This is a genomic window from Nocardia sp. NPDC003269, from assembly GCF_042888005.1.
In the GTDB taxonomy this organism is placed as follows: Bacteria; Actinomycetota; Actinomycetes; order Mycobacteriales; family Mycobacteriaceae; genus Nocardia.
Window position 1 is genome coordinate 323,900 of the sequence record NZ_JBIAPA010000003.1, and the last position, 22,847, is coordinate 346,746.

Below are 22,847 nucleotides of genomic sequence, written 5' to 3' on the forward strand. Positions count from 1 at the left end.
GAAACCGCCATGAGTATGAGCAAGAAGATCGCGAATTCCGTCGAGGCCACCAGGGGCCGGATCAAGAAGGTGTTCGGTCGCGCCACCGGTAATCGAAGCCTCGAGGCCGAAGGCCGCATCGAACAAGCCAAGGGCAACCTGAAACAGTCCGCCGCGAAGTTCAAGGACGCCTTCAAGAACTAGCTGCGCCGAATGAGGTCGCGCAGCGATCGTTGCGGATCACGTCGGGTCGTCACCCTGCTCGACCGGTTACTTCGGCACGAATCATCCACGGTCACTCGAAAGTTCGAATCGGTGGTCGAGATCGCGGGTGACACCGCGACCGCGACGGCCGACGTGATCTATTTCCGCCTGACGTCCGACGGCAGGCATCAACTGCTGTCGGGCGGGTACGCGTTCGAGTTCGTGCGGCGCGACGGCGCCTGGAAGATCCGGAAGCTGGACTTCGCGAGTTTCGTGCTGGCCAGCCCGGTGTTCGCGGAGAACACCGGGCTCTGAGGCCGACGCTCACTTGCTACGGCGGATGACCGCGCGGCAGCGCCATTCCAGGAGTCGGACGGCGAGACCGAAGGAGCGGAAGGCCGGGTTGGTGGTCTGGCGGTGGTAGTAGCGGTAGTAGATCTGCTGGCAGATCACCGACAGGCGGAACAGCCCGAAGACCTCGTAGAAGGCCCATTCGCGATCCGTGAGCCCGATTCCGGTGCGGCGACAGTAGTATTCGACCACCTCGTCGCGGGTCAGCATGCCGCGGGTGTGGGTGGGCTGGCGCCGGAAGAATCTGAAGGCGAGGTTGTCGTCGGCCTGGACCCAGTAGGCCAGGGCACTGCCGAGGTCCATCAGCGGGTCGCCGATGGTGGCCATCTCCCAGTCGAGCAGCCCGATGGGCCGGATCGGGTCGGCGGGGTCGAGCACGATGTTGTCGAAGCGGAAGTCGTTGTGGATCAAGGCTGTCGCGCGATCGGGCGGCTGGTGGGCGGCCAGCCACGACATGACCGACTCGAACGAGCCGACGTTGCGGGTGCGGGCGCGGCGATAGCGATCGGACCAGCCGGACACCTGCCGGGTGACATAGCCGGGGCCCTTGGACATCCAGTCCAGGCCCGCGGCGGTCGGATCGATGGCGTGCAGGTCGACGAGGACGTCGAGCACATTGGTGCACAGTGCGCGCACCCGCGGCGCCGTCCAGGTGGGTTCGGGTGGGAGTTCCTTGCGCGGGATGAGGCCGTCGAGCCGTTCCATCAGGTAGAACGGCGAACCGAGCACGCTGTCGTCCTCGCACAGCGCGACCGTCGGCGGTGCGTAGTCGAACACCGGGCCGAGGGCGGTTTGCACACGGTACTCGCGCGCCATGTCGTGCGCGCCGTCGGCGCGGTGCCCGCCGGGCGGCCTGCGCAGGATCAGATCCCGCTCGGGGTACTGCACGAGATAGGTGAGATTGGAAGCGCCACCGGAGAATTGACGCACCTGCGGGAGCCCGGTGAGGGTTTCGGAGGTCTCGGTGCGCAGCCACGCCGCCAGGGCGGCGACATCGAAGGCGTCCTCGGCGCGCACGGTGCGGGTGGCGGACCGGGTCATGTCAGCCGCCGTAGCAGTGACACCGGCAGCCGCTTCACCACGACCGACAGCGGAACCCACGGCCACGCCGGGACGTAGGCGACCGATTTGCGCGCCTCGATCGCGCGGACCATCGCGGCGACGCCGGGCTCGGTGTCGACCATGAAGGTGGTGCGGCCCTCCTTGCGGTCGGTCATCTCCGATCGGATGTAGCCGGGGCAGATCAGCGAGATGTCCACGCCGGGAATGCGTTCCGAGCGCAGGCCTTCGGCGAGGGCGGCGACACCGGCCTTGCTCGCGGCGTAGACCGTCATCGAACGGCGCATACCGCGCAGCGCGGAGAACGACGAGATGAGGACCAGGTGACCGCGGCCCTGCGCCCGGAACGCCGCCAGCGCGTGCTCGCTCTGGGAGAGCGCGCCCACGAAATTGGTGAGCGCGGTCCGCCGGTTGGCGGCGTGCCCGCCGGTGCCGAGGGCAGCCCCGTGGCCGAGGCCCGCGTTGACCACGACCCGGTCGAGGACGCCGAATTCGGCCCGGAACTTCTCGAATACCGTCTGCACGGCGGCGTCGTCGGTGACATCGAGGGCGGCGGTGCGGACCACGATGCCGGGATGGGCGGCGACGAGTTCGTCGCGCAGGTCGTCGAGGCGGTCGACCCGGCGGGCGCAGAGGCCGAGATCGTAACCGCGCGCGGCGAATTGCCGCGCCATCTCGGCGCCGAGCCCGGCGCTGGCGCCGGTGATGACGATGGTGCCGGTACTCATCGGGAAGTCTCCTTGTTCTCGGCCGCCGTGATGCGACGGCCGATCGTGGTCAGCTGCCGGTCGTAGAGCGGGCGCAGCAGTCGTTTCGTCCAGAAGGCCACGCGTCCGGACCGGTCGGTCAGGACGAGGAAGCGGCGGGCGTCGATGCCGGCGAGTGCGGCGGCGGCGATGGCCTCGGCGTCGGCGGTCGCGCCGTCGATCAGGCGGCGGGCGATCTCGGACATCAGCGGGTCGGCGTCGCTCAGTGACGACGCCAGGTCGGTGTGGAAGAACGACGGGCACACCACCGAGACGGCGATGCCGTGCGGCGCCAGCTCGTAGCGAAGGCTCTCGCTGAGGGCGACGACCGCGGCCTTGGCGGCGGTATAGGGCGCCATCGCCGGTGGATGCACGAGACCGGCCATCGAGGCGATATTGACCAGGTGACCGCTGCCTTGCGCCTGGAACATCGGGGTGAAGGTCCGGCACCCGGTCGCGGCACCGAGCACATTGACCGACATGACCCGGGCCCACTCCTCAGCGGGCACCCGGTCGATGCGCCCGCCCGCCGCGATGCCCGCGTTGTTGATGAGGATGTCGAGGCCGCCCAGGGTGGAGCGGACGGTGTCGCGGGCGCGGTCCCAGTCCTGCTCGGAGGTGATGTCCAGGCGCAGATACGAGGCGCCCGCGGGCACCGGGGCGTCGTCGGCGAGATCGGTGACCACGACCCGGTCACCGCGAGCGGCGAAGCGTCGGGCCAAGGCGGCACCCAGGCCGGACGCCCCGCCGGTGATCAGCACTCGGGCCACGTCAGCGCCCCTGCCCGTACTTGGCGAGCTCGAGCCGCCCGACCATGTCCAGGTGCACCTCGTCGGGACCGTCGGCCAGGCGGATCGCCCGCGCGGTCGTCCAGGCGGCCGACAGCGGCACATCGTCGGACAGCCCGGCACCACCGTGGATCTGCATGGCGAAGTCGATGACGTGCTGCGCCATCGACGGCACGTGCGCCTTGATCTGGCTGATCTCGCTGAGCGCGCCGAACGCGCCGACGGTGTCGAGCTTCCAGGCCGCGTTGAGGACGAGCAGACGCGCGGCGTCGATCGCGATGCGCGCCTGCGCGATCCGTTCCCGGTTGCCGCCGAGCCGGGCCAGCGGCTTGCCGAACGCGGTGCGGATCGTCGCCCGCTCGCAGGCCGCGGCGAGCGCGGCCTCGGCCAGGCCGATCAGCCGCATACAGTGGTGGACGCGGCCGGGACCCAAACGGCCCTGGGCGATCTCGAAGGCGCGACCGGGGCCGAGCACGATGTTCGCGACGGGCACGCGCACGTCGGAGAACGACACCTCACCGTGGCCGAACGGCTCGTCGTAGCGGCCCATCGCGGGCAGCATCCGCTCGATCCGCACCCCGGGAGTGTCGACGGGGACCAGCACCATCGTGTGCCTGCGATGCTTCTCGGCCTCGGGGTAGGTCAGGCCCATGAAGATGATGAGCGCGCAGTCGCGATGGCCGATGCCGGTGGTCCACCATTTGCGGCCGTTCACGACGACGTCCTCGCCGTCGAGGACGGCGGTGGCCGCCATATTGGTGGCGTCGGAGGACGCGACGTCGGGTTCGGTCATCCCGAAGGCGGACCGGATGCCGCCGTCGAGCAGCGGTTCGAGCCACCGCTGCCGTTGCGCGGCGTCGCCGTACTGGAGCAGGACCTCCATGTTCCCGGAATCCGGTGCGTTGCAGTTGAAGACGTACGGCGCCAGGAACGAGCGCCCGGTCTCCTCGGCGATCGGGGCGTAGTCGACATTGGTGAGGCCGGTGCCGCCGTCGGTCCCGAAGCGCGCGGCGTACTCGCCGGCGTGGGCGGCGGGCAGGAACAGATTCCACAGTCCGGCCGCGCGGGCCATGGCGCGCAGGTCGGCGAGCACGGGCAGTGGATCCCACGGATCGGCGCCGGTCTCGCGCAGCGCGGCTACCCGGCGGTGATAGTCCGCCTCGATCGGGGCGATCTCCTCGGCGATGAAGCCGCGGACGCGGCCGGCGAGATCGGTGGCGCGGGCACTGGGTGCGAAGTCCATGTCTCTGCTTTCGGGGAAAGGGAACGGGTGGTGATCTCGCCGGTGGTCAGGCGGGGAGGTGGGTGATCGCGAGGGCGGTTTCGTCCAGGCTGCCGAGCACGAGCGTGCCGTGCGCCTCGGCGACGCCGGTGACCATCGCGTAGTCCGCGCCGTCGCGCTGCAGGTCGTGGACGATGGTCCCGTCCGGATCGACCGCGATCACCCAGGCGGTGCGGACCGGGCGCGGCTTGAGCCGATCGGGCACCTGCCACAACAGTTGTCGCACGAGGGGCGGGGTCGGCAGCAGCCGATCGAGCAGGGGATTGCGGGGCGAGGCCAGGGTGACCCAGATCAGTCCGTCGGAACCGAGGGCGATGTTGTCGGGGAAACCGGGCAGATTGTCGACCAGTACCTCGCGGGTACCGGCCTTCGGGCCGCGCAGCCAGTAGCGGTTGAGCCGGTAGGCCGCCGTCTCGGCGACGATCAGTGAGTCCTGATCGGGGGTGAAGGCGACGCCGTTGGCGTACTGGAGACCGTCGAGCAGGGTCTCGGTCGTTCCGTCGGGGGAGTACCGGAACAGGCGGCCGGTGCCGGAGTGCTCCATGAGATCGCCCATCCACAGGTCCAGCGGCCAGCGGCGGGAGGACGCGGTGAAATAGACGGTGCCGTCGCGAGGGTCCCGCACGACATTGCTGGCCATGTTCACCGGGCCGTCGTCGACGGTGTCCACCAGGACCTCGAGTTCGGTCCCGGTCCAGCGCAGCAGGCCGCGGTGGGCGTCGCAGACGAGCAGGGTTCCGTCGGCGACCGCGCACAGGCCCAGCGGACGGCCGCCGGTGTGCGTGACCGTCTCGACGGTCCCGGTGGTGAGGTCGACGCGCAGGATCCGGCCGTCGGCGATGCCGGTGTAGACGAGGCCGTCGGCACCGATCACCACGTCTTCGGGGCCCGCGCCGGGGAGCTCGATCCGCCGGATCGCGGGCATCGGCGGCGTGCTCCGGCGCTGCCCGGCCCTGCGTGTCGCCGTCGGTGGCGACCAGCGCACCGGCGTCATCCGAGGTCCCGACCGAGCACCGACGACCATGCGTGCCTCCCCTGTGATCGAGCGCCGCCCACTGCCGCGCTCTGTGCACATGCCATTCTGGGCCCCGGTCAGCGACGTTGAAATAGGCGCGCCACCCGAGTTGACTGTGCGTATGCACACCACTCCGCCGATGCCCGCGCTCGAGCTGGGACCACGGCGGCGCAAGGCCGCGGCCCGGGTGGCCGCGCTGATCGCGGAGGTCGATCCGGAACTCAACGAGATGGCCGCCGACCTGACACGGCTCTACCGCGACAGCATCCCGGTCTACGACCAGGTCGACGCGGGCTCGATCGAGACCAACACCCGGGCTGTGCTGCGCATCGTCGTCGGGCAACTGGGCGAGGACGACGCCGCGCAGGCGGGGTTCGACGAGCTCACCACCCTGGCCAGATCCTGGGCCGACCAGCAGATCCCGCTGGATCTGGTGGCGCACAGCCTGCAGATCGGCGCGCGCCGGATCTTCGAGCTGATCCGCCGCCGGGCCGCCGCGCACGGGGTGCCCGCCGCCGAGATCGACGAGATGCAGGACCTCACCTGGGAATGGGCGACCGCGTCCGCCACCGCGATCCACCGGGTGCTGCGGGAACGGGCGGTGACCGGGGCCGCGCGGCGGGCCGACTTCCTGCGCAGCCTCGTCGACGGCACGGTCGCCCCGGCGGTCCTGCGCGCCGAGGCGCGCGAGCACCGGCTCGATCCCGCGCACCGGTACCGGATCGCCTGCGCCGCGTGGAACGGTACGGCCGCGGCCACGGACCTGCTCGCCGCCCTGCGGGCACGCGGTTCGACGACGCGACTGCCGGTCGTGGACACGGTGGTGGATCAGCACCTGGTCGCCCTGCTGCCGCGGACCCCGGACACGCTGCCGGACGGCAGCCTGGTCGCTGTGGGATCCGCGGTACCGCTCGGCGACGCCGCGACGTCCTACCGGGAGGCGCGTCGCGCGTTCGATCTCGCGATGCGGCACGGCAGGAGCGGCCTGGTCGATCTCGGATCGCTGGGGCCGCTCCCGCTGCTCGGCGAGGCCGAGGACATCGCGCGGCTGCTCGCGGACAAACACCTGGCGCCGCTGCGCCGCCACGGCGGAGCCGACGAGATCCTCGGTACGGTCGGGACCTACCTCGATTGCGACCAGCGCATCGACGACACGGCGGCCCGGCTGTACCTGCACCGCAATACCGTCCGCAATCGGCTCACCCGCTTCGCCGAGCTCACCGGCCTCGATCTGGGCCGGACCGACGACCTCATCGTCGCGTGGTGGCTGCTGCACCGCGATCCCGGCGTGCACCCGCCGTCGCGGTGACCGGCGAAGCGGCGACGCCCCCGGGCCGGTGCGCGCATGATGGACAGATGGACGAGGCAGCGGAGCAGCGCGCCCGGCGAGCGGCGGCGCAGGCGGAAGTCGGCAAGCACGGTCGGCTGATCCGCGGTCCGCGCGACGGCAAGCTGCTCAGCGCCGGGATGCTGCCGTGGTTCCGGCTGCGGGTTCCCCGTGGCTACGGCATCCTCACGACCACCGGACGCAAGACCGGCCTGCCCCGCCCGAAATGCGTGCGGGTGATGCGGGCCGGTGATCGGGCGTATCTGGTGCAGCTGATGCCGCCCCAGGTCACCCTCGACCGGCCGCAGGCGGTCAACGCGTGGCTGCGCAATGTTCGCGCCGATCCGCGCGTCACCCTGGAACTGCGCGACGGCACCCACCACGGCACGGCCAGGGAGATCACCGATCCGGCGGAGCTCGAGGTCGCCCGCGCGCTGCTGTGCGACACCGTGGTCCCGGTCGATGTCGGTGAGTGCGCGCTCCACCTGCGCGGCCTGCCCTCGCGCGCGAAGATCCGTGCGCTGCACGAGTACTGGTTCCGCACCGGGCGCGCCGTCGCCATCGACCTGGCGACCTGAGCCGCGCGGCACTGTCCCCGCTCCGGGGTCCGGATACGCTGAGGGACACCGACTCCCGAGGCGAAGGTAGCGATGGCCGACACCGCGACTCCGATCATCCGCTGCGGCGACCGATTGCGTGCCCAGCCAGACGCGCACGACCGGGCGGGCCGCCTGGCCGCGGCACTGCTCGCCGCCGGTGTCGGCCGTGGGGACCGGGTCGCGGTGCTGGCCCGCAACGACATCGAATTCCTCGAGGTGTCGCTGGCCATCGCGTCGGCGGGCGGGAACCCGGTGCCGATCAATACCCGCTGGCGGGCGGGCGAGGTCGCCCATGTGCTCGCCGACTGTGCCCCGCGCGTGATCTTCGCGCACACCGAGTTCGTCGCCACGGTCGAAGACGCCCGCGACCGCGTGGGCAGCACGGCCCGGATCGTCGAGATCGCCATGCCGGCAACGACACTGTCCGAGGCCGGGCTCGACCTCGCGCTGTCGGTGCCGACGGGCAGGCATCCGCTCCTGACGGAGTGGATCACCGACCATCCCGAGCCGGTCGGCTATCTCGACGGCGCCGTGGCCGATTCGATGGGACTGATCTACACCTCCGGCACGACCGGCACCCCGAAGGGCGTCCTGCGGGAACGGATGACGCCGCACCAGCTGCTGTCCATCGCGGGCGGCATCGCGCAGCGGATGGGGGTGACCCCCGGCGGCCGGATCCTGGTGGCCGGGCCGATGTATCACACCTCGCCGAACGCGGTGGCCGTGCTCGCGCTGCGGATGGGCACCGACATCACCATCATGCCGCGCTGGGACAGCGAACGATTCCTGCGGCTGGTGCAGCGGCATCGCATCCAGCAGGCCAAGATCGTGCCGACGATGCTGTCCCGGCTGTTGTCACTGCCCGCCGAGGTGCGCGAGCGCTACGACACCAGAAGCCTCACCCACCTGATCCATTCGGCGGCGCCGTGCCCACCCGCGATCAAACGGGCGGCGATCGACTGGTTCGGCGATGCGCTGATCGAATACTTCGGCAGCACGGAGACCGGCACCATCACCTGGATCGGTGCCGCGGAATGGCTGGCACGGCCCGGCAGCGTGGGTCGCCCCGCCGACGGGTCGGCGGTCGCGATCCTGGACGAGGACGGCGCGGAACTGCCCGCCGGGCAGCCGGGGCGGGTGTTCGTCCGTGGCGCCGACTACTGGCCGCGTTTCGACTACCTGCACCGGGCCGGGTCGGCGGTCACCCACGGCGATCTGCTGTGGGTCGGCGACACCGGATACCTCGATGCCGACGGCTACCTGTTCCTGACCGGGCGATCCAGCGAGGTGGTGATCCGCGGCGGGGTGAACATCTACCCGGCCGAGATCGAGAACGCGGCCATGGCACTGGCCGGCGTGGAGGACGCCGCCGCGGTCGGTGTGCCGTCCGGCGACGACCTCGGCGAGGCGCTGGTGCTGTACCTCGTCGCCCGTCCCGGCCACGCTCTCGATCCCGACGAGGTCGCGGCGGCGCTGTCCAGGGAACTGGCGGCCTACAAGCTGCCCTCGCGGATCAGCGTCGTGGCCGAACTCCCGCGCGACGATTCCGGCAAGCTCTACAAGCGGGAACTGCGCGCGGCGCCGTGATCAGCCCGCCTCGGCGGCCCCGGCCCGCGCCAGCGTCCCGATGACGCTCAGATCGGCGGCACCGCGTGCGTTCGCGAGGGAGCTGACCGTCGTGGTGCCGAACACCCCCTTGCGGTCGTAGACCGCGGCCGTGCCGATCACGATGCCGTCCTCGGCCAGCCGATCGAGGCAGAGCAGCCCGGCCTCGTTGCCCTCCGGCAGCCGGGTCAGCGTGAGTGTGGCGTCGGCATTGATGTATTCGAGGCCGTTGCTGCCGAGATTGGCGATCACATTGGTCACGTCGGCCAGTCCGGCGACGAACTGGAACGGCGTCGGCTCTTCGCCGGCGACCACCGCGATGGGCTGGTGCCAGATTCCGGTGCGGCCCACATTGTGATGGGTGCGCGGGTCCGGTCCCCAGCCCGCGTCCTCGCTGAAGTAGACCCGATTCCGGCCGGGTTCGGGGAGCCGATCGGTGGGCGGGGGATCGGCGATGGTGCCGGGCGACCAGCAGACACCCTGCGGATCGACCCCGGGCCGCAGGTACAGCGCGCCGGCGCGGGCGACCGGTCGGTCGTCCTGGATCAGCACGGCGTCGAAGAGCGAGAGCCTGCGGCCGTCGCGCACCACGGTGACGCGAATGCGGCAGGGGCGCAGGAAGACCGGGCGGAACAGGTCGAGGGTCCACCGGACCGGCCGCAGATCGGTCCGGCCCTTGGCCGCGACCTCGCGTTCGACCGCGCGGGCCAGTGCGGCGCCGACGGCCATGCCGCGGAGTTGTCCGCCCTCCCAGCCGGCGACCGCCTCGGGCTCCGGGATCAGGATCTCGGTCTGGGTGCGGACCTCGGTCGTCACACGAAAGAATGCTTGGCTCACCGGCGGGCTCCCTTGTGGCATAGGCGATCTCGCTCCACACGCGGCATCGGTGGCGCTCGACTCACAGATGGTCCCCGGGGCGAGTCGGCGGTCTCCTCATCTTTGCTTCCGTTCTTCGCCGTTCGCTACCCCGACCATCGGATGTCACATGAATGTTTCTGTGCTGAAACATCATTCGCCGGACAAGCGGTCCCCGGCACCACCGGCAGGGCGGCTGGTGGTGTCGCGCTGCCGGTGGTGGCCGGTGGTGTTCAGGGTTTGCGTGCCACCGCGCCGTAGGCCGAGATCGGCAGCACCTCGCCCACCTCGACGGTGTCGTGGCGCCACTGGGTGATCGACACGAAGCCGGGGTCGACCAGTTCGAGGCCGTCGAACACCGCGCGGATCTGCGCCTGCGGCCGGGGAATGTAGGGGGTGCCGCCGGTGCCGGTGTAGTTCTCGCACAGCGTGACATAGGCCTCGCTGTCGTCGGTGCCGTCCCACATGATCAGGTGGCTGCCCGACGGCACCTCGCCGACCACGGTCCGCACGATCCGCAGCAGGTCCTCGTAGGTCCGGGCATGACCGAGCACACCCATGAACATGACCGCGATCGGCTCGTTGAAGTTGAGGACGTTGCGCGCGTCGGCGACGATCTGCTCGGGGTTGTGGAAGTCGGCGTCGATGTAGGTGGTGACGCCTTCGGGGGTGGTGCTGCGCAGCAGGGCCCGGGCGTGGGTCAGCACCAGCGGGTCGTTGTCGACGTAGACGATGCGCGCGTCGGCGGTGATGCTCTGGGCGACCTCGTGGGTGTTCTGCATGGTCGGCAGGCCGGTGCCGATGTCGAGGAACTGGCGGATGCCGCGCTCGCGGGCGAGGAAGCCGACAGCGCGGATCAGGAACTGGCGCGACTGCACGGCCATGGTGGAGATGTCGGGGTCGACGGCCAGTCCGGCGTCGCCGGCGATCTGGTCGATCTCGTAGTTGTCCTGTCCGCCCATCCAGTAGTTCCAGATCCGGGCGGAATGGGGGATGTCGGTCCGGATCACCGGGGTATCGGTTTCGGTCATGAACCTGGCTCCTCAGCAGAGTTCGACGGCGTCAGTCACCCGGACGAGCAGTGCTGACGGTAGGCAGCTTCTGATCTGTTGTGACAGTACAAGATTCACACCGGCCGGTGGCCCCTACCGTCGGGTAGATCAGCGGCGATCAGACCTACTCCGCGTCCTGATCGGTCTGCGGGGCCGGAGCGCTCTTGGCGCGCTTGCGGCGCGACGCCGTCTGCTCGATACGCGGATCCTCGCTCACCGCATAGTGTTTGACGTATTCGGACAGGAACGCCTGCACCGTCGCGGTGGCCGGGATCGCCAGCAGCGCCCCCACCGCGCCGAGCAGCGCGCCGCCTGCCAGGACCGCGAGCAGCGCGATCGCGGCATTGACGTCGACGGTGCGCGCGGTGATCCGGGGCTGCAGCAGGTAGTCCTGGAACCACTGGTACAGCACCGCGAACAGGATGACCCACACCGCGTCGAGGGGATCCACCGTCAAGGCGACGAGCACCGGGAGGATCGCGGCGATGTAGGTGCCGATCGTCGGGATGAACGCGGAGATCACGCCGAACCAGACACCGAGGGCGACGGGATTGGGGATCCCGAGGATCGCCAGGAAGACCCCGTGCGCGATCGCCGAGACGATGGCCAGCAGGACCCGCGAATACAGGTAGCCGCCGGTCTTGTCGATCGCGAGATCCCACGCGTGCAGGAAGGTCTGCTGACGCGACGGCGGCAGCAGCGAGCACACGGTGCGCCGCACCCGGGGCCCGCCCGCGGTCAGGTAGATGCTGAACAGCGCGATGGTGAGGATCTGGACGAGCCCGCCGAGCACCGTGGTCGACACGCCCCAGACGTTGTCCGCCGCGGTGCGGGCGTAGCCCTCGATCAGATCGGACTCGCGCAGCAGCCGCTGGCTGAGGTCGTGCGTGGTGACGTGCTGGTCGAAGGTCCGATTGAACCGGTCGATGCCTTCGTCGAGCAGCCGGGGGGATTCGCGGGCGAGATTCGTCGTGGTCTCCACGAGCAGCGTCACCAGCGCCGCGAGGAAGGCCAGCACGCAGGCGAAGGTGCCGAGGAAGACGAGCGCGGTGGCGAGTCCGCGCGGTACGCCGCGGCGGGCCAGCACGCCGACGGCCGGTTCCATCGCCAGCGAGACGAAGAACGCGACCAGCAGCACGATCAGCAGCCCGAGCAGCCGGCGGAACGCCCAGTCGGCGAGCAGGAACAACCCGAACAGGACCAGGGCCAGCACCATCGCCCGCGGGAGCCACTCGGGCATTCTCGCCCGAGCGATCGGTCGCGCGGTGTTGTCCGGGGAGTCGGTGTCCACGGATCCCAGTGTCGCCCCGGAGGAGCCCACATTTCGGCACCGACGCGGCCTGTCTCGCGTCCGTTCCGGCTGCGCTGCCCGCGATACCGGTGCGCTCGCGGCTGTCGGTGTGGCCTGTTACGTTGCGCGCCATGACAGTAGAGGTCCAGCACGGTGTCGGCCTGACCCGGAGGGTGCTCGACGCGGTGCGGGCTGATCCCGGCCGGTCGATGGTCGAGCCCGTCGCGTGGGTCGGCCACACGCCGTGGGTCGACGGCGCGCCGCGGCCGATGTCCGCGGACGTGCTGGCGGGCGCGGTGTTCCCGTCGGGGCGCCCGCTGTCGCCGAGCCTGCGGGAATGGCTGGCCTTCGACCGGAGCCTGTTCGAGCGCCACGGCTGGTTCGCGGACGACGGTGCCTTCGCGCCCCGCACCCTGGACGAACTGGTCGACGACGAGCTGGGCGCACCGTGGGGGGAGATCTACGCGCCGCTGGCCGACCGGTTCCCGGAGTGCTTCCTGCTGCCCGGTGGCTCGGACTCCCGGCGGGTGCTGGCGGTCGGCGAGCCGGATTCGGCGGGGGAGTACCCGGTGCTGGCCCTCGACGTGGACGACATGCCCTATGTCGGCCTGATGTATCCGGGGTTCGACGTTTACGCGGCGGAGGCGGCGGGCTTGGTGCACTGCGTGTTCGAGACCTACACCGCCCTGGCCGCCGACCCCGTGTACGGACGCCGCATGCGCGAGCACGCGGCCCGCGGTTTCGCGGGCGAGCTGTGCCTGGAGTACCCGTTCTGAGACGCACCGGCGGTCAGTCCCGGTGCGGGTCGGCGAACTCCGGCAACCGGGGAACCGAGGCGATCAGGCGGCGGGTGTAGTCGTGCCGCGGTGCGCGCAGGACGTCGTCGACCGCACCCGACTCGACTACCCGCCCGTCCTTCATCACCAGCACGCGGTCCGCGACGTGCTGGACCACGCCGAGATCGTGCGAGATGAGCAGCAGCGCGGTACCGAACTCGGCCTGCAAATCGGCCAGCAGGTCCAGGATCTGGGCCTGCACGGAGACGTCGAGGGCCGAGACCGGTTCGTCGGCGACGAGCAGCGCCGGGCTGGGTGCCAGGGCGCGCGCGATCGCGACCCGCTGCCGTTGCCCGCCGGACAGCGTGCGCGGATGACGCTCGAGCAGGTCGCGGCCCAGGCCGACCGCGTCGAGGAGCTCGCGCACTCGGCGGGCGCGTGCCGCCCCGCGTACCCCGACGGTGTCCAGGCTCTCGCCGATGACGCGTTCGACGGTGTAGCGCGGATCGAAGGAGCTGAGCGGGTCCTGTGCGATGAGTTGCGCGGCGCCGCGCAACGGGCGGAGCTCGCGCTCGGAGTAGTCGCTCCACGGTTTCCCGTCGACCATGACGCGCCCGGACGACGGTGCGACCAACCGCAGCGCGAGCCGGGCGGTCGTGGTCTTCCCCGAGCCCGATTCGCCGACGATGCCGAGGGTTTCGCCCGCGAACAGGTCGAAGTCGACATCGTCGACCACCGTGCGTGCGCCGTAGGTCTTGCGCAGCGCGCGCACCGACAGCACGACCCGGGTCTCGTCGACCACGCGTGGCGGCAGGGCCGGACGCTCGGGTGCGGCCGGGTGGTCCGGCGCGGGTTCGGCGGGTACCGACAACCGCGACCCGCGCGACGCCGCCGACGGCACGGCCGCCAGCAGCTTCTTCGTGTACGGGTGCGCCGGACGGGTCAGGACATCGATCGTGGCGCCCTGTTCGACGACCTCCCCGTCGCGCATGACCAGCACCCGGTCGGCCACCTCGCCGACCACCGCGAGATCATGGCTGATCAGCAGCAGCGCGGTGCCGTCGGCCTTGCGCTGCCGGAGCAGGTCCAGGATCTGCTGCTGCACGGTCACATCGAGTGCCGTGGTCGGTTCGTCGGCGATGATCAGGCGCGGGTCGCCCGCGATCGCCGTGGCGATCAGCACCCGCTGCCGCAGTCCGCCGGACAGTTCGTGCGGGTACTGGCGCAGGCGCAGTTCGGGTTCGGGCACGCCGACCTCGGTGAGCAGCCGCACGCTGCGCTCGGCGAGCGCCCGCCCGCGCAGATCGGTCAGTGCGCGTTGCGCTTCGGCCAGCTGAGCGCCGATCGAGCACAGCGGGTCCAGCGAGACGAGGGCGTCCTGCAACACGAAACCGATGTCGCTGCCGCGGATCGTGCGCCACTGCCGGTCTCGGTGTTGCCGCGCGTCCTGTCCGAAGAGCGCGAGCCGGTCCGCGCGGACCGTCGCGCCCGGCCCGGCCAGGCCGACCAGCGCGCGGGCCGTCACCGACTTGCCCGACCCGGATTCGCCCACCAGGGCGACGGCCTCGCCCGGTGCGATCCGCAGATCGATGCCGTGCACCACCTCGCCCTGCCCGGGAAATCCGATGCGCAGGTTCGCGATGTCGATCAGGCTCATGCCCGCGGCCTTCCGTCGTAGTGCCGTTGCCAGTGCCGTCCCAGCGAGCTCACCGCGATCACCGTCGCGGTGACGGCCACGCCCGGGAGCACGGCGATCCACCAGGCATTGCGCAGATAGTTGCGGCCCTCGGCGAGCATGGCGCCCCATTCCGGTTCCGGTGGCTGCGGACCCATGCCGAGGAAGCTCAGGCCCGCCGCGCCGAGAATCGCGGTGCCGAGGCCGATGGTCGCCAGGATCGGCACCTGCGCCACCGCGTGCGGCAGCACATGACGCCACACCAGCGTGGCCCGGGTGAGCCCGAAGGTGCGGGCCTGTTCGACATACCCGGACTCCTGCACGACCAGTGTCTGTGCGCGCACGACCCGGGCGAACCGGGGGATCGAGGCGATGCCGAGGGCGACGATCAGATTCGTGGTGCCGGGCCCGGTGAACGAGATCAGCACCAGGGCGAGCAGCAGATCGGGGAACGCGGAGACCACGTCGAGGAAGCGGGTGATCAGCTCGTCGAGCGGCCCCCGCGCCAGCCCGGACAGCAGGCCGAGCAGCGTGCCCGCCACGACCGCGATCGCCACGGCGGTGACGCCGATGAGCAGTGAGTAGCGCGCGCCGTGGACCACCCGGGTGAAGACGTCGCGGCCCAGATGATCGGTGCCGAACCAGTGCGAGCCGCTGGGCGCCAGCTGCGCCGACAGCGGATCGGCGGCGAGCGGGTCGGCGCCGGCCAGGACGGTGGGAGCCAGCACCGCGACGGCGACGAGTCCCACCGTCACCGCCGCGACGGCTACCCCCGGCGCGGGAGTGAAACGTCGTGCGCGCGGGAGTTCGATCGTGGTCATCGCGCACCGCCCCGGCGCAGCCGCGGGTCGAGCACCAGATACAGCAGATCGACCAGCGTGCTGATCACCACGTAGACGAAGGCCGACAGGATGGCCACGGCGAGCACCACCGGAAGATCCTGGGCGAGGACGGCGTCCACCGTCACCCGGCCCAGCCCCGGCCTGCCGAAGACCTCCTCGATGATCACCGCCCCGCCCAGCAGTCCGCCGACCAGCCAGCCGGTCAGCGTCACCGCGGGCAGGGCGGCGTGGCGCAGGCCGTGCCGCAGCCCGAGCTCGGTCTCGCTGACCGACCAGGAGCGCACCGTCACCGCGAACGGTTCGTCCAGGGCCCGCTCGAGCCCGTCGCGCAGCACCTGGGAGATGACCGCCCCGAGCGACAGGCCGAGCGCGAGCGCGGGCAGGACCAGCGCCGCGAGCCCTTTGTTCGCCGCCACCGGAAAGATCTTCAGCTGGAAGCTGAACACCGACAGCAGCACGATGCCGAGCCAGAACGACGGCGTCGAGACCAGTGCCAGCTCCACGGCGTTCGCCACCGCGGCGGCGCGCCGCCGCCGGGCCGTGGTGGTCGCGACGACGACCGCGAACACCAGCGCGACCAGCAGCGCCGCCCCGGTGAGGGCCAGCGTCGGCCCGGCCTGCGAGCCGATCACCTCCGACACCGGCCGCTGCAGCACATAGGAGCGCCCGAAATCGCCGTGCGCCACATTCCACAGATAGCGCGCGTACTGGACCACGGTGGGGCTGTCGAGACCCCATTCGGCGCGGATGGCGGCCTCCACCTCCGGGGTGCGCGGCTGCTCGCCGATCAGGACGTCGACCGTATCGCCCGGCGCGAGCCGCACGCCGAGGAAGGACAGGGTGGCCGCGCCCCACAGCACGCCGAGGCCCGAAAGTACCCGCAGCGCAACCCGTCCCGCCACCCCGGCGCGAGCGCCGGGAGCGGAGTCGGCCGCGGGCGCCACTGGGGTGGGCGCGGTGACGTCGAGCGTCACCGGCACCACCTCGCGGCGGTGGGTGCGGGCGCCGGGTCAGCCACGATCGACCCAGATGTCGTAGGCGCTCTCCGGCAGCTGCTTGTACGGACGGAAGCCCGCGCCGTGCACGTGGGTCGCGGCCGCGATCTGGTTCTCGGGGATGTACAGCGGCAGCCCGTAGGCCTTGTCGACGAGCGCGAAGCGCTGCAGCTGGGCGTACTGTTTCGCGCGCTCGGCGGTGTCGATCGTGGCCGCGGCGGCCCGCAGCCAGCCGGACAGCTCGGGATCGCCCGCGCGGCTGTAGTTCAGCGTGCCCTTGGCGGTGGGCGGGTACCAGTGGTTCTCGATGTCGATGCCGCCGGTCAGGGTGTCGGAGTTGGCGATCGAGCCGAAGGTGTTGTTCTTGCGCAGCTCCGCGTAGGTGCCCAGGTCGACATAGGACAGTTTCAGGTCGATGCCCGCGTTCTGCTTGGCCTGGGCCTGCACGGCCTGCAGCAGCACCTCACGCTGGTCGCGGACCGTGGACTGGGCCTGCACCAGTTCGATGGTCAGGCGCCGACCGTCCTTGGTCCGGAACCCGTCGGCGTCCTTGGCGGTCCAGCCCGCCTCGTCGAGCAGGCGGTTGGCGGCGTTCTTGTCGGCACCGTAGGCGCGCTCGATGCTCTTGTCGTAGAACAGCGTGTCGACGGTGGAGGCGATGCCCCAGCCGCGCGTGCGCTGGCCGCGATAGATCGACTGCAGCACCGCGTCCACGTCGACGGCGTTGTTGAGCGCCTTGCGCACCTTCTCGTCGGTGGCCGCGCCGAAGGTGGCGTTCCAGTACAGCGTGTACGGGCTGCCGTTGTTGAGCGCGGTGCGATAGGTGAAGTCGGGGTTGTCCCGGAACAGCGACGCGTCGTTGCCGGAGACGCCCTCGATGAGATCGACCTGGCCGGAGGTGAGCGCGCCGGTGCGGACCGAGGATTCGGGCAGGAACCGGTAGGTGAGCTCGTCGAGGTAGGCCGGGCCCTGGTGCGCGGCGTTCTGCGGCGCCCAGTTGTAGTCGGGGTTCTTCCGGAAGTGCAGTTCCTGCCCCTTGACGTAGCGGTCCAGGATGAACGGACCGGTGCCCGCGATCTCGGGTCCACCGGCCTTGAGCTGCGGCTTGTCGAACGCGGCGGGGGAGATGATGTCGAAACCGGAGGCGAAGTCCAGGAACGGCGCGTACGGGTTCTTCAGGGTGAAGACCACCGTGCGGTCGTCGCGCGCGGTCACGCCGGCGAGGTTCGACAGCGGGCCGGAGGAGAACCCGCCGGAGTAGGCGACGTCCTGCATGGTGGTGAAGTTGCGGGCCACCCCGGCCGCGGTGAGCGGGGTGCCGTCGGTGAACTTCACGCCGTCGCGCAGGGTGAAGGTGTAGGTGAGCCCGTCGGCAGACACCTCGTGGCCGGTCGCCAGCCACGGCACGAAGCCGCCGTCGGCGGTGCGCGCGAGCAGCGTCTCGTAGGTGTTGCGCAGCAGCATCTTGGTGTTGCTCTGGCCGTTGAGGTGCGGGTTGAGCGTGGTCGGCTCGGTTTCCACCCCCCAGGTCAACGAGCCGCCGCTCGTCGGTTGGGCCGATTCGCTTGCGGCGGTGTCGGTTCCGCTGCACGCGGAGACCAGCACGGCCGTGGCCGCGATCAGAGCTGTCGCAAGTCGGCGTGTCCGCATCACAGCGCGGCGCCCCTCTCCTCGATGAGAAACAGTGATTGATCCGTCGTGACCACCGCGCCTTCGGCGGCGGTCACCGTGACGATTCCGGCGTGGGTCGCCGTGAGTTCGTGCTCGAGTTTCATGGCCTCGACCACCCCGAGCAGCTGGCCCTGCTCGACCGCCGCGCCCGACGCGACATGCAGCCGGACGAGCGTTCCGGGCATGGGAGAACGGATTTCGGGGTCGGCGTCGGCCCCGGCGAGTGCGCGGTATTCGGCGAACCGGACCGCCCGGGTGACCCCGGAGATCTGGCACTCCCATCCGTCGCCGCGGCGCCGGACGGTGCCGGGCACCGAGTCCACCGTGACCGTCTCGCCGGTGCGCACGGCGGGGACGGCGGGTGTGGTGGCGTCGGCGCGCAGCAGGACCGCGTCGCCGGTGTAGCCGCCGACCCGCACGGTGATCGGCCTGCCGTCGACGGTGAGGTCGACGGTGCCCAGGTCGCCGTCGGCGGGATCGAGCCAGACGCGGTCACCGCCCGGTGCGCCCGCCGACCACGGGGTCGCCCGGTCGGGCGCGGCGAGGGTCGCCGCGACCGCGAGGGCGGCGAGCTCGTCGGGGTCGCCGAACTCGGTGACGGGGTCGATGCGGTCCAGATAGGCCGTGTCGTGGCCTGCCGCCGCGACGATCGGGGCGTCGAGCACCTGGGCGGCGAAGCCGAGATTGGTCGAGATGCCGGTCCAGCGCAGCGCCAGGGCGGCGTCGCGGGCGGCGGCCAGGGCCGCGGCCCTGGTGGCGCCGGTCGCGACGAGCTTGGCGATCATCGGGTCGAAGCCGCCGGTGACGCGCAGCCGTCGCGTGAACGCCCGCTCCACCCGCACCGGCGGCCAGTGGGTGACCTCGAGCTCGCCGGGGCACGGCAGGAACGACCGGAACGGATCCTCGGCGTACATCCGCACCTGCACCGCGGCGCCCGATGCCGTGATCTCGGCCTGATCGGCGGGCAGCGGTTCGCCCGCGGCGACCCGCAGCTGCCACTCCACCAGGTCGACGCCGGTGATCTCCTCGGTGACGGTGTGTTCCACCTGCAGCCGGGTGTTCATCTCGATGAAGAAGAACTCGTCGCCGACCAGCAGGAATTCGAAGGTGCCCGCGCCGACGTACTGCAGCGCCCGGGTGCCCTGCACCGCGGCGGCGAGCATCGCGTCGCGCACCTGCGCCGGAATCCCGGGTGCGGGCGCTTCCTCGATCACCTTCTGATGCCGCCGTTGCAGCGAGCAGTCGCGGTCGAAAAGATGGACGGCGCTGCCGAATTCGTCACCGAACACCTGCACCTCGATGTGGCGCGCCCGCTCAGCGTAGCGTTCCAGGTGCAGGCGGCCGTCGGCGAAGGCCGCGGTCGCGGTGCGTGCGGCCGAGGCCAGTGCCGCGGGCAGCCCGGCCGCCGAGCGCAGGACCGACATGCCTTTGCCGCCACCGCCTCCCGCGGGTTTGACGATCAGCGGATAGCCGATGGCGGCGGCCGCGTCGACCAGCACGTCGATGTCCTCGGTCGCCTCGGCCGTGCCCGGCAGGACCGGCACCCCGGCGGCCGCCATGACGCGACGGGCCGAGGCCTTGTCGGCCATGGTCTCGATCACCCGCGAACTCGGCCCGACGAACACCAGCCCGGCCGCCCGCACCGCGCGGGCGAAACCCGCGTTCTCAGAGAGGAACCCGTAGCCGGGATGGACGGCGTCACAGCCGGTGTCGGTGGCCGCGCGGATCAACGCCGCCGCGTCGAGGTAGCCGCCGGTGGGCAGCGGGACCGTGGTCACCGCGCCGGCGTGGCCGGTCAGGTCGCGGTCCTCGTCGACGGCGACCGTCACGTACTCGATGCCGAGACGATCGCAGGTGCGCGCGATCCGGGCGGCGATCTCGCCCCGGTTCGCGATGAGCAGTCGGGTGATCACAGCCGGAACACCCCGAAGTTCGCGGGCGCGGGCTCGGCCCGGTCCCACCGTTCGTGCGCCAGTGAGAGGCACTGGGCCAGCCACGATCGCGTGTCCTCCGGCTCCACCACCGCGTCGATCCACATGCGGGCGGCGATATAGGTGGGCAGCGACTGGCGTTCGAAACTGTCGATGATCGGCTGCTTGATGGCGGCCTCCTCGGCCGCACCCAGTTCCTTGCCCTCGCGGCGCAGCCGGTCGCGCTTGAGGATCGCCATCACCGCCGCGGCCTGTTCGCCGCCGACGCCGGTGGAGCGGGCATTGGGCCACATCGCCATGAACTGCCCGCCCATCGAGCGGCCCGACATCGCGAAATTGGCGGCGCCGAAACTGCCGCCGATCACCAGCGAGATCTTCGGCACGGTCGCGCAGGACACGGCATTGACCATCTTCGCGCCGTGCTTGGCGATCCCCGCCCGCTCGTACTCCTCGCCGACCATGAACCCACTCACGTTGTGCACGAACAACAGTGGGATGCGGCGCTGGTGGCAGATCTGGATGAAGTTGGTGGCCTTGAGGGCGCTGTCGGGGAAGATCACGCCCTGGTTGGCGACGATGCCGACCTCGTAGCCGGCGATCCGCGCGGTCGCGCACACCATGGTGATGCCGTAGTCCTTGCGGTACTCGACCCAGGATCCGGCATCGACGACGCAGCGCAGGATCGCGCGCACGTCCATCTCCTTCTTGGTGCTGGCCGGAATCAGTTCCGGCAGCCGCGCCGGATCGTCGAGGGGTTCGCGTACCTCGAAGGCTGGGGGATGCACCCGGTCACCCGGGGTGCGCGCGACGATGTCACGGATCATCGCCAGTGCCTCGACCTCGTTCACCGCGAGATGGTCGGCGACCGCGGTCTCGCGCACGTGCAGGTCGGCGCCGCCGAGGGTCTGGGCGTCGACGACCACGCCGGTGGCGGCCTCGACCAGCTGGGGCCCGCCGAGGAAGACGGTGCTGAGGTCCTTGACCATCACCGTCTCGTCGCTCATGGCGGGGATGTAGGCGCCGCCCGCGGTGCAGATACCCAGCACCGCCGAGATCTGCGGCAGTCCCAGCGCCGACATCTCCGCGATATTGCGGAACATCTTCCCGAGGTGTTCCTCGTCGGGGAAGATCTCCTCCTGCAGCGGGAGATAGATCCCGCCCGAGTCGGCCAGGTAGACACACGGCAGCTTGTACTCGCGGGCCAGTTTCTGGCCGCGCAGCTGCTTCTTGATAGTGAGCGGGTAGTACGTGCCGCCTTTGACGTGCGGGTCGTTGGCGAAGATCATGCACGGGCGGCCGTGGATGGTGCCGATCCCGACGATCAGCGCGGCGGCGGGCAGATCGGTGTCGTACACCTCGTGCGCGGCCAGGCGGCCGATCTCCAGGAACGGCGTGCCGGGGTCGAGGACGCGGTTGACCCGTTCGCGCACCGGCAGTTTGGCGTCGCCCGGACGTCGGCGGGGCGCGACGATCTCGGCGGTGTGCTCGCGCAGCAGCGTGCGCTGACCCTCGAAGCCGAGGGTGTTCTCCACGGTGACGGTCATGCGGGCTGCTCCGCCCGCTGCTGATGCTCGGCCAGGCTCGCGCTCAAGGTGTCGGCGAAGCGGTGGATCGTCTCGGGCGCGAGATCGGCCCGCAGCATCAGGCGCAGGCCCGCGCTGCCGCGCCGGATGATCGGGAAGAACACGGGCGAGGTGTAGAAACCGGCCTCGAGCATGTCCCTGGCGACGGCCACGGTGACGTCCTCGCTGCCGATGGAGACGAACCGGATGGGCAGCCCGTCCCCGGCGAGTTCGGTGTCGACCAGGGAGTCGAACAGGCGCACCCGCTCGCGCAGCGCGCGCTGGAGGGTGTCGACGGTGCCGTCGTCGTGCAGATCGCAGGCGGCCACGATGGCGCCGAGCCCGGCGGTGTTCACCCGCTGCGACCACATCAGCGGCCCGCTCGTGCGCAGCAGGGTCGGCGTGCGGGAGTGGTCGCCCTCGGCGCCGTGGAAGATGACGCCGCCGCTGGCGCCGAAACCCTTGTTGAGCGAGGCGATCACGAGCGTGCGCTCGCGCCAGCCCTCGTACGCCCCGAGGACGTACCCGCGCCCGCCCGGCCCGATGGTCGAGATGCCGTGCGCCTCATCGAAATACAGGAACAGCCCGTACCGGTCCTGCAGGCGGTGCAGTTCCCGCAGCGGCGCACCGCCGCCGGTGCTGTAGACGCCGTCGGCGACATAGGCGACCGTGTCATGGGTGCGGCACAGCTCTTCCAGCGCCGCGATGTCGTTGTGCTCGATGGTCACCAGCTCGGTCTCGTCGGCCACCAGCGGTTTCATGGCGTTGAGGCAGAAGTGGGCGTTCTTGTCGAACACCACCAGCGGTGGACGGCCGTCGGTGAGTTCGCCCGAGGCCAGCAGTGGCAGGGTGGCCCAGGCCGCCGCGGCACACGACGACACGGTCACCGCCTGGGCGCCGAAGGTGCGCGACAGGCGCTGTTCGGCCTCCTCCAGCAGCGACAACCGGATCCGCATCCGGGAGATGGAGGAGTTGATCGTCGCGGTCTCGTCGAGGCCGCGGTGCGCGCCGGCGACGATGCGCGGGTCGCTGTCGAGACCGAGATAGGAGTACGAGGAGAAGTTCACGATCGTGCGACCGTCGCGGTCGTTGACCAGGCCGTCGCGCATGTCGGTCGCGACGATGTCGACCAGTCCGTTGGCCGTGCTGTCGTCCCAGAAGGTGTTGCTCAGGTGCAGCTGCCTACGGATGTTGGCGAACTGGTGGGTAACCATTCGGTAGTCCTTCGTTGGCGGTCGAGCG

Annotated in this window: 21 protein-coding genes; 6 read left to right on the top strand and 15 right to left on the bottom strand. The window is 70.8% G+C overall.

Features of this window, described 5'->3' with window-relative positions; genetic code table 11:
• The first annotated feature begins 9 nt into the window (after window positions 1-9).
• The gene (locus ACFYWJ_RS21465; protein WP_387162073.1) at window positions 10-183 is read left to right on the top strand and encodes a CsbD family protein; all 174 of its coding nucleotides are present in this window, start codon (window positions 10-12) and stop codon (window positions 181-183) included.
• Window positions 184-192: 9 nt separating this feature from the next.
• Entirely contained in the window at window positions 193-498 is a 306-nt protein-coding gene (locus tag ACFYWJ_RS21470; RefSeq protein ID WP_355272377.1) for a nuclear transport factor 2 family protein, read from the top strand.
• Between the two features lie 9 nt (window positions 499-507).
• On the opposite strand, the gene ACFYWJ_RS21475 is transcribed toward ACFYWJ_RS21470, so the two are convergent.
• Genes ACFYWJ_RS21475 through ACFYWJ_RS21495 form a run of 5 tightly spaced genes read right to left on the bottom strand, consistent with a single transcriptional unit; the run spans window position 508 to window position 5,334 of the window.
• Complete coding sequence (locus ACFYWJ_RS21475; RefSeq protein WP_355272375.1) at window positions 508-1,575, bottom strand: phosphotransferase family protein; 1,068 nt, start codon at window positions 1,573-1,575, stop codon at window positions 508-510.
• The gene (locus ACFYWJ_RS21480; RefSeq protein WP_355272374.1) at window positions 1,572-2,321 is read right to left on the bottom strand and encodes an SDR family oxidoreductase; all 750 of its coding nucleotides are present in this window, start codon (window positions 2,319-2,321) and stop codon (window positions 1,572-1,574) included. Before ACFYWJ_RS21480 ends, ACFYWJ_RS21475 begins: the two co-directional genes overlap by 4 nt.
• Window positions 2,318-3,109 (bottom strand): SDR family NAD(P)-dependent oxidoreductase, encoded by a 792-nt coding sequence (locus tag ACFYWJ_RS21485; RefSeq protein ID WP_355272372.1) that lies wholly within the window; start codon window positions 3,107-3,109, stop codon window positions 2,318-2,320. The genes ACFYWJ_RS21480 and ACFYWJ_RS21485 overlap by 4 nt, the downstream gene beginning before the upstream one ends.
• 1 nt (window position 3,110) lies before the next feature.
• A complete protein-coding gene (locus ACFYWJ_RS21490) occupies window positions 3,111-4,370 on the bottom strand; it encodes an acyl-CoA dehydrogenase family protein (protein WP_355272370.1) in 1,260 nt (419 codons plus the stop codon).
• Between the two features lie 46 nt (window positions 4,371-4,416).
• On the bottom strand, window positions 4,417-5,334 hold the full coding sequence (locus ACFYWJ_RS21495) for an SMP-30/gluconolactonase/LRE family protein (RefSeq protein ID WP_355272368.1): 918 nt from the start codon (window positions 5,332-5,334) through the stop codon (window positions 4,417-4,419).
• Window positions 5,335-5,545: 211 nt separating this feature from the next.
• Here ACFYWJ_RS21495 and ACFYWJ_RS21500 point away from each other — a divergent pair, with 211 nt between their 5' ends.
• The 3 genes from ACFYWJ_RS21500 to ACFYWJ_RS21510 all read left to right on the top strand — a co-directional run bounded on the left by ACFYWJ_RS21500 (window position 5,546) and on the right by ACFYWJ_RS21510 (window position 8,937).
• Window positions 5,546-6,733 (top strand): helix-turn-helix domain-containing protein, encoded by a 1,188-nt coding sequence (locus ACFYWJ_RS21500; RefSeq protein ID WP_355272367.1) that lies wholly within the window; start codon window positions 5,546-5,548, stop codon window positions 6,731-6,733.
• Window positions 6,734-6,780: 47 nt separating this feature from the next.
• Window positions 6,781-7,329, top strand: coding sequence for a nitroreductase/quinone reductase family protein (locus tag ACFYWJ_RS21505; RefSeq protein WP_355272365.1), 549 nt, complete (start codon window positions 6,781-6,783; stop codon window positions 7,327-7,329).
• Window positions 7,330-7,401: 72 nt separating this feature from the next.
• Complete coding sequence (locus tag ACFYWJ_RS21510; protein ID WP_355272363.1) at window positions 7,402-8,937, top strand: AMP-binding protein; 1,536 nt, start codon at window positions 7,402-7,404, stop codon at window positions 8,935-8,937.
• Here ACFYWJ_RS21510 and ACFYWJ_RS21515 read toward each other — a convergent pair whose 3' ends face one another.
• The 3 genes from ACFYWJ_RS21515 to ACFYWJ_RS21525 form a co-directional block, all read right to left on the bottom strand.
• Window positions 8,938-9,771, bottom strand: a complete 834-nt coding sequence (locus ACFYWJ_RS21515; protein ID WP_355272362.1) for an acyl-CoA thioesterase domain-containing protein — start codon at window positions 9,769-9,771, stop codon at window positions 8,938-8,940.
• Window positions 9,772-10,043: 272 nt separating this feature from the next.
• Window positions 10,044-10,841: an SAM-dependent methyltransferase gene (locus ACFYWJ_RS21520; protein WP_355272360.1), complete on the bottom strand. Its 798-nt coding sequence runs from the start codon at window positions 10,839-10,841 to the stop codon at window positions 10,044-10,046.
• A gap of 145 nt (window positions 10,842-10,986) precedes the next feature.
• Entirely contained in the window at window positions 10,987-12,153 is a 1,167-nt protein-coding gene (locus ACFYWJ_RS21525) for an AI-2E family transporter (RefSeq protein ID WP_355272358.1), read from the bottom strand.
• 131 nt (window positions 12,154-12,284) lie between these two features.
• On the opposite strand from ACFYWJ_RS21525, the gene ACFYWJ_RS21530 reads away from it, so the two are divergent.
• On the top strand, window positions 12,285-12,929 hold the full coding sequence (locus ACFYWJ_RS21530) for a hypothetical protein (protein ID WP_355272356.1): 645 nt from the start codon (window positions 12,285-12,287) through the stop codon (window positions 12,927-12,929).
• Window positions 12,930-12,942: 13 nt separating this feature from the next.
• Here ACFYWJ_RS21530 and ACFYWJ_RS21535 read toward each other — a convergent pair whose 3' ends face one another.
• The 7 genes from ACFYWJ_RS21535 to ACFYWJ_RS21565 all read right to left on the bottom strand — a co-directional run bounded on the left by ACFYWJ_RS21535 (window position 12,943) and on the right by ACFYWJ_RS21565 (window position 22,819).
• Entirely contained in the window at window positions 12,943-14,586 is a 1,644-nt protein-coding gene (locus tag ACFYWJ_RS21535; RefSeq protein ID WP_355272354.1) for an ABC transporter ATP-binding protein, read from the bottom strand.
• Window positions 14,583-15,425 (bottom strand): ABC transporter permease, encoded by an 843-nt coding sequence (locus tag ACFYWJ_RS21540; RefSeq protein WP_355272353.1) that lies wholly within the window; start codon window positions 15,423-15,425, stop codon window positions 14,583-14,585. The genes ACFYWJ_RS21535 and ACFYWJ_RS21540 overlap by 4 nt, the downstream gene beginning before the upstream one ends.
• The gene (locus tag ACFYWJ_RS21545) at window positions 15,422-16,420 is read right to left on the bottom strand and encodes an ABC transporter permease (protein ID WP_355272351.1); all 999 of its coding nucleotides are present in this window, start codon (window positions 16,418-16,420) and stop codon (window positions 15,422-15,424) included. Before ACFYWJ_RS21545 ends, ACFYWJ_RS21540 begins: the two co-directional genes overlap by 4 nt.
• 36 nt (window positions 16,421-16,456) lie before the next feature.
• A complete protein-coding gene (locus ACFYWJ_RS21550) occupies window positions 16,457-17,974 on the bottom strand; it encodes an ABC transporter substrate-binding protein (RefSeq protein WP_355272349.1) in 1,518 nt (505 codons plus the stop codon).
• 116 nt (window positions 17,975-18,090) lie between these two features.
• Complete coding sequence (locus tag ACFYWJ_RS21555; protein WP_355272347.1) at window positions 18,091-20,025, bottom strand: biotin carboxylase N-terminal domain-containing protein; 1,935 nt, start codon at window positions 20,023-20,025, stop codon at window positions 18,091-18,093.
• Complete coding sequence (locus tag ACFYWJ_RS21560; protein WP_355272345.1) at window positions 20,022-21,587, bottom strand: carboxyl transferase domain-containing protein; 1,566 nt, start codon at window positions 21,585-21,587, stop codon at window positions 20,022-20,024. Before ACFYWJ_RS21560 ends, ACFYWJ_RS21555 begins: the two co-directional genes overlap by 4 nt.
• A complete protein-coding gene (locus ACFYWJ_RS21565) occupies window positions 21,584-22,819 on the bottom strand; it encodes an aminotransferase class I/II-fold pyridoxal phosphate-dependent enzyme (RefSeq protein ID WP_355272343.1) in 1,236 nt (411 codons plus the stop codon). The genes ACFYWJ_RS21560 and ACFYWJ_RS21565 overlap by 4 nt, the downstream gene beginning before the upstream one ends.
• Between the last annotated feature and the right edge of the window lie 28 nt (window positions 22,820-22,847).

Coding starts and splice junctions, on each gene's coding strand:
- ACFYWJ_RS21465 (WP_387162073.1), top strand. CDS start 10: ATGAGTATGAGCAAGAAGATCGCGAATTCCGTCGAGGCCACCAGGGGC.
- ACFYWJ_RS21470 (WP_355272377.1), top strand. CDS start 193: ATGAGGTCGCGCAGCGATCGTTGCGGATCACGTCGGGTCGTCACCCTG.
- ACFYWJ_RS21475 (WP_355272375.1), bottom strand. CDS start 1,575: ATGACCCGGTCCGCCACCCGCACCGTGCGCGCCGAGGACGCCTTCGAT.
- ACFYWJ_RS21480 (WP_355272374.1), bottom strand. CDS start 2,321: ATGAGTACCGGCACCATCGTCATCACCGGCGCCAGCGCCGGGCTCGGC.
- ACFYWJ_RS21490 (WP_355272370.1), bottom strand. CDS start 4,370: ATGGACTTCGCACCCAGTGCCCGCGCCACCGATCTCGCCGGCCGCGTC.
- ACFYWJ_RS21495 (WP_355272368.1), bottom strand. CDS start 5,334: ATGCCCGCGATCCGGCGGATCGAGCTCCCCGGCGCGGGCCCCGAAGAC.
- ACFYWJ_RS21500 (WP_355272367.1), top strand. CDS start 5,546: ATGCACACCACTCCGCCGATGCCCGCGCTCGAGCTGGGACCACGGCGG.
- ACFYWJ_RS21505 (WP_355272365.1), top strand. CDS start 6,781: ATGGACGAGGCAGCGGAGCAGCGCGCCCGGCGAGCGGCGGCGCAGGCG.
- ACFYWJ_RS21510 (WP_355272363.1), top strand. CDS start 7,402: ATGGCCGACACCGCGACTCCGATCATCCGCTGCGGCGACCGATTGCGT.
- ACFYWJ_RS21520 (WP_355272360.1), bottom strand. CDS start 10,841: ATGACCGAAACCGATACCCCGGTGATCCGGACCGACATCCCCCATTCC.
- ACFYWJ_RS21530 (WP_355272356.1), top strand. CDS start 12,285: ATGACAGTAGAGGTCCAGCACGGTGTCGGCCTGACCCGGAGGGTGCTC.
- ACFYWJ_RS21535 (WP_355272354.1), bottom strand. CDS start 14,586: ATGAGCCTGATCGACATCGCGAACCTGCGCATCGGATTTCCCGGGCAG.
- ACFYWJ_RS21540 (WP_355272353.1), bottom strand. CDS start 15,425: ATGACCACGATCGAACTCCCGCGCGCACGACGTTTCACTCCCGCGCCG.
- ACFYWJ_RS21560 (WP_355272345.1), bottom strand. CDS start 21,587: ATGACCGTCACCGTGGAGAACACCCTCGGCTTCGAGGGTCAGCGCACG.
- ACFYWJ_RS21565 (WP_355272343.1), bottom strand. CDS start 22,819: ATGGTTACCCACCAGTTCGCCAACATCCGTAGGCAGCTGCACCTGAGC.